The organism is Moorena sp. SIO4G3 (genome assembly GCF_010692305.1).
GTDB classification, from domain to species: Bacteria; Cyanobacteriota; Cyanobacteriia; order Cyanobacteriales; family Coleofasciculaceae; genus Moorena; species Moorena producens_A.
The window spans coordinates 1-4,851 of sequence record NZ_JAAHIG010000534.1 but is presented as its reverse complement, the minus strand read 5'-3'; the positions used below and the strand labels follow the sequence as shown (position 1 = coordinate 4,851).

Genomic DNA, 4,851 nt, shown 5'->3' with positions numbered 1-4,851 from the left:
TCTCAGTATCAATCAACATGCCCTCGGTGGGAAACTGGCGCACTATATTCATTAGAGTTAGACCTTCGGAGTCAGCTGCTGCCAAAACCAGCGCCCCCCGAAGACTATGTAAACCATTGCGACCAGGGTGGGTTTTAATCATCTTTCCCAAACCTTCCAGAAAGGCTTCTCCCATGGGGGATTTACCTAAGCGGGAGATGGCCACAGGACTGATTTTAATCCGCTTTTGGAGTAGCATCCGCAACTGTTCCAAGGCTTCTGGGTTCAGCATTTGGGCGTAGAACTCAAATTCCTTAGTAATTCTGCCCTCATTGGCGAAAATTTCCAGGGATTCCCGGGAAAGGGACAATTTTAAGGGACCATAGTTAAAATAAATGTATTCTGCACTAAGGGCTGGCTTTGGTTTGACTACTGTGGGGAGTATTCCTAAACCAAGGAATAAGCAAGTATATAAAAAACCTAGTAGTTTCTTGGGTTTGGCTTTTGCTTTCACTAGTCTACTGTTCTCAGTCTTAGGCTTGATGAGGAGGATTATAATACAGCAGTTTTAAATTGGGTAAGGTATAAATTATTGGGTTTTAGGGAGCAGGGAGCAGGGACTTCGGAGCAGGTAAGAGGTCAAAAATCCTGTATACCTGATAGTTATGAACAACGCTTTACAAACGAAGAGCAATGTATTGTTGAGACTTCTACTCAGAATAATTAATTAATTCAAGTCATCGGTAGGTGAATAATTTGGTCTTGATATTCCTGATCATAAGAACATTCTGCAATTATAATTAACTCTTCAATATTTTGACCAATGCTCAAATTGGAGTTTAAGATGAAAATTCCTGGGACATGATGACTTTGGGCAATGTGGTCAGTTAAATGTACGGGCATCGACTTACGGTTATTGGTTACCAAAACAAAGTTATACTCCTCGCACCATAACAGAATTTCCGGGTCTAGTGTACTGAGGCTTGGAGTACCGATTTCCCCAACTGCACAAATTACTAAATTAGGACATTTACGTCGAATTTGTGTTGAGTAAGCTGGGTCAACATTCTCATCCATTAGATACTTCAGTGCCATTGGCTTTCAACTGCGCTTGTCTTTCTGCTTTGATTTTCCGGAGTCGAGCCACCGCAGGATGAGGATTCAATGCTTGAGCTTTACGCTGTTGATGTCCCCACTCTAGCCAGTCAGCAATGTATTGACTGACTGTGTCTTTGTTCTGTAGATAATATAGGATTGTGGCATAGACCTCTTCTAAGGTGAGAGTTGAGTAAATTTTGGCAATTTCTTCAGCAGTACGCTCTTTAAATAGATACTCGTACAACACCGTTTCAATGCCAATTCGATGACCTTTAATCCGAATGTCATCAGGAGCCAGAAAGTTGAAATAGTCTTCTAATTGCATAATAAATTTGATAGCGATGGCGTGTTTAAATGAGAGTTTAAAAAATGATTGCCACAGTAAATAGCGATAATTTTATTGTCGATAATTATACCAATAAAATTATCTATAGTTTACCAAAATTAAACAGACATGACCACTAATAGGAAAAGTTTGGGATTGCCATAGGATAACTAATTTTAGTATAAATTAGAGTCAACTTGGGCTATGTTTGCTGAATCTCAGAAATAATTCCTGGCTCCCATTCAATGACCACTCCCCGATCGGGTCAGACCTCGGCTTGCTGGCTCTGGAATGCTAAGTTACTCTGTCTTAAGGGAAAATATAGTTTGCTGGGACGTTGCTGATGGATAAAGGAAACTATTGGAAAATTCTCCGCCATCTTCCCCATCTCTTTAATGTTTTAGGAAAAATCGGGCAAATATGACTACTACTTCCACTGGACGCTGGCAATTCTGGATTGATCGAGGTGGTACCTTTACGGACATTGTGGCAAAACGCCCGGATGGGCAGTTGATAATTCATAAGCTGCTTTCAGAAAATCCTGAACGGTACCAAGATGCTGGAGTACAGGGAATTAGAGAGATTTTAGACATCCCTGTTGGTAAGCCGATACCCAGTGATGCCATTGAAGCGATCAAGATGGGAACGACAGTAGCCACCAATGCCTTATTGGAACGGAAAGGCGATCGCACTGTCCTAGTGATTACTAAGGGCTTCCAAGATGCCTTGCGCATCGGTTATCAAAATCGCCCCAATATCTTTGCCCGTGAAATTGTGCTCCCTGAAATGCTCTATGAACGGGTGATTGAGATAGAAGAACGGTACAGCGCCCAGGGTGAAGAGCTAATCCCCATCAATCTGGTTGAAACCCGCCAATCCTTGCAAGCTGCTTATGATGACGGTATTCGTAGCTGCGCCATTGTCTTAATGCACGGCTATCGCTATCCCACTCATGAACAGGAGATAGCCACTATCGCATCAGAGATTGGTTTTACCCAAATTTCAGTATCTCATCAAGTCACCCCTTTGATGAAATTAGTCAGTCGGGGGGATACTACAGTAGTTGATGCCTATTTATCACCGATTCTGCGTCGGTATGTAGATCAGGTAGAAGAACAGTTGCAGCTTGGGGGGTTGACTAATGAAGCTTTGGAAAATAACCTTCAACCTACCCTGCCCGAAGGCTTACGGGGAAAAACTTCTGGACTATTGATGTTCATGCAGTCAAATGGAGGACTGGCGGACGCGCAACAGTTTCAAGGGAAGGATAGTATTTTATCAGGACCTGCTGGCGGTATTGTTGGAGCAGTACAGACTAGTCGAATTGCTGGTTTTGAGAAGATAATTACCTTTGATATGGGTGGCACTTCTACAGATGTCGCCCATTACAACGGGGAATACGAGCGTACCTTTGAAACTGAGATTGCTGGGGTAAGGCTGCGCACGCCAATGATGGCAATTAATACAGTAGCTGCCGGTGGTGGCTCCATTGTCCAGTTTGATGGTGCCCGTTATCGGGTAGGACCAGAGTCGGCTGGGGCAAATCCAGGTCCTGCTTCCTACGGTAAGGGGGGTCCGTTGACGGTGACCGATTGCAATGTGATGGTAGGGAAGTTGCAGCCAGGGTTTTTTCCCAAGGTGTTTGGAGCGGATGGTAACTTGCCGTTGGATGCTGAGGTGGTAAGGCAGAGGTTTGAAGGATTGGTAGAACAGATTGGGGATAACCGCAAACCAGAGGAAGTAGCAGCAGGATTTTTAGCGATCGCAGTCGAGAAGATGGCCAATGCCATTAAACAGATTTCTCTACAACGGGGCTATGACGTTTCCGAGTATACCCTATGTTGCTTTGGCGGTGCTGGTGGCCAACATGGGTGTTTAATTGCCGAAGCCTTAGGGATTAAGCGAGTGTTCATTCATCCCTTTGCTGGAGTATTGTCCGCTTATGGCATGGGTTTAGCCGATATCAGGGTATTGAAAGAACAGTCAGTTGAGGCTGAGTTAGTAGAGGGGTTGGAGTTAGAGGGAATTTTGGCCAAGTTGGTGGCTCAGGGCATAGAAGAGTTGAACCACAACCATGCCCAGGATCGGAATAGTAACCAGCTTGAAGTGATTCGGCGAGTCCATTTGCGCTATGAGGGCACCGATTCAGCTTTGGTTGTTGGGTTTGGTGGGATTGATCAGATTAGGGAAGAGTTTGAGGGATTGCATCAACAGCGCTATGGATTTATCGTGCCAGGGAAAACGTTGATGGTCGAAGCGGTTTCGGTAGAGTTAGTAAAGCGGATGGCTATCCCAACAGAACCCATACGGTCTCGTCAGAAAGGGGAAATGTGTGCTCCCGTTGCCACAGTGCAAATGTATACGGCTAATCGGTGGTGGGATACCCCTGTGTTTAGGCGAGAGGATTGGCAGCCAGGGGATTCGGTGCTGGGTCCGGCATTAATTATTGAGGCAACTGGAACCAATGTGATTGAGCCTGGTTGGAAGGCAGAGGTGAGTGAACGGAATCATTTGATTTTAGTTAAATCTGGTTTGGGGGAGCAGGAAGACAACCTGGAAAGCTTGACAAATAGCACTATAGATCAGCTGCAAGCAAATACTGTTCAAGCGTCACCCCATCCTGACCCGGTCATGCTGGAAATCTTTAACAATCTATTCCGTTCCATAGCAGAGCAAATGGGGACAACTCTCCAAAATACCAGTTATTCAGTCAATATCAAGGAACGGCTAGACTTTTCCTGTGCGATTTTTGACCAACAAGGGCAATTGGTAGCGAATGCGCCTCATATTCCAGTGCATTTGGGGTCAATGAGTGAAAGTGTCCGCAGCTTGATTGATGCCCATGGAGATACTCTCAAACCTGGGGATGTCTATATTCTCAACAATCCCTATAACGGTGGCACTCATCTCCCAGATGTCACCCTTGTTACTCCAGTTTTCCTCAACTCTTCCCTAGGGCTAAAGGAACCTTCTCCCCTCTCCCCTTTATTCTTTGTAGCTTCCCGAGGACACCATGCTGACATCGGTGGTATCACTCCCGGTTCCATGCCTCCTAATAGTACCAGCGTCAAGGAAGAAGGGGTATTAATTGACAATTTCCTGCTGGTTGAGAATGGTAAATTCCGAGAAAATGAAATCACCCAACTTCTGTTAGGGGGTCAATACCCAGTCCGGAATCTGACTCAGAATATAGCAGATTTACAGGCACAGATTGCTGCCAATGAGAAGGGTGTACAAGAGTTACAGCAGATGGTAGCCCACTATGGATTAGAAACAGTGCAAGCCTATATGGGTTATGTCCAAGATAATGCTGAGGAGTCGGTGCGCCGAGTGATTGATGTGCTGAAAGATGGCAGTTTCAGCTATGAGTTAGATGGGGGTGCTAAGATTCAGGTCACGATTACTATTGACCGGGACAACCGTAGTGCCAAGATTGATTTTACCGGTAA

Annotated in this window: 4 protein-coding genes; 1 reads left to right on the top strand and 3 read right to left on the bottom strand. The window is 45.0% G+C overall.

Annotated elements, in window-relative coordinates; translation table 11 throughout:
* From F6J99_RS42080 to F6J99_RS42070, 3 genes are all read right to left on the bottom strand, one after another.
* Positions 1-493: alpha/beta hydrolase (locus F6J99_RS42080; protein WP_293122642.1), on the bottom strand; the 493-nt coding region annotated here is incomplete at its 3' end.
* Between the two features lie 218 nt (positions 494-711).
* Positions 712-1,074 (bottom strand): DUF5615 family PIN-like protein, encoded by a 363-nt coding sequence (locus F6J99_RS42075; protein WP_293122639.1) that lies wholly within the window; start codon positions 1,072-1,074, stop codon positions 712-714.
* A complete protein-coding gene (locus tag F6J99_RS42070; RefSeq protein WP_293122636.1) occupies positions 1,049-1,402 on the bottom strand; it encodes a DUF433 domain-containing protein in 354 nt (117 codons plus the stop codon). Before F6J99_RS42070 ends, F6J99_RS42075 begins: the two co-directional genes overlap by 26 nt.
* Before the next feature lie 420 nt (positions 1,403-1,822).
* Between F6J99_RS42070 and F6J99_RS42065 the strand changes: the two genes are divergently transcribed.
* Positions 1,823-4,851: hydantoinase/oxoprolinase family protein (locus F6J99_RS42065; RefSeq protein ID WP_293122633.1), on the top strand; the 3,029-nt coding region annotated here is incomplete at its 3' end.

Coding starts and splice junctions, on each gene's coding strand:
- F6J99_RS42075 (WP_293122639.1), bottom strand. CDS start 1,074: ATGGCACTGAAGTATCTAATGGATGAGAATGTTGACCCAGCTTACTCA.
- F6J99_RS42070 (WP_293122636.1), bottom strand. CDS start 1,402: ATGCAATTAGAAGACTATTTCAACTTTCTGGCTCCTGATGACATTCGG.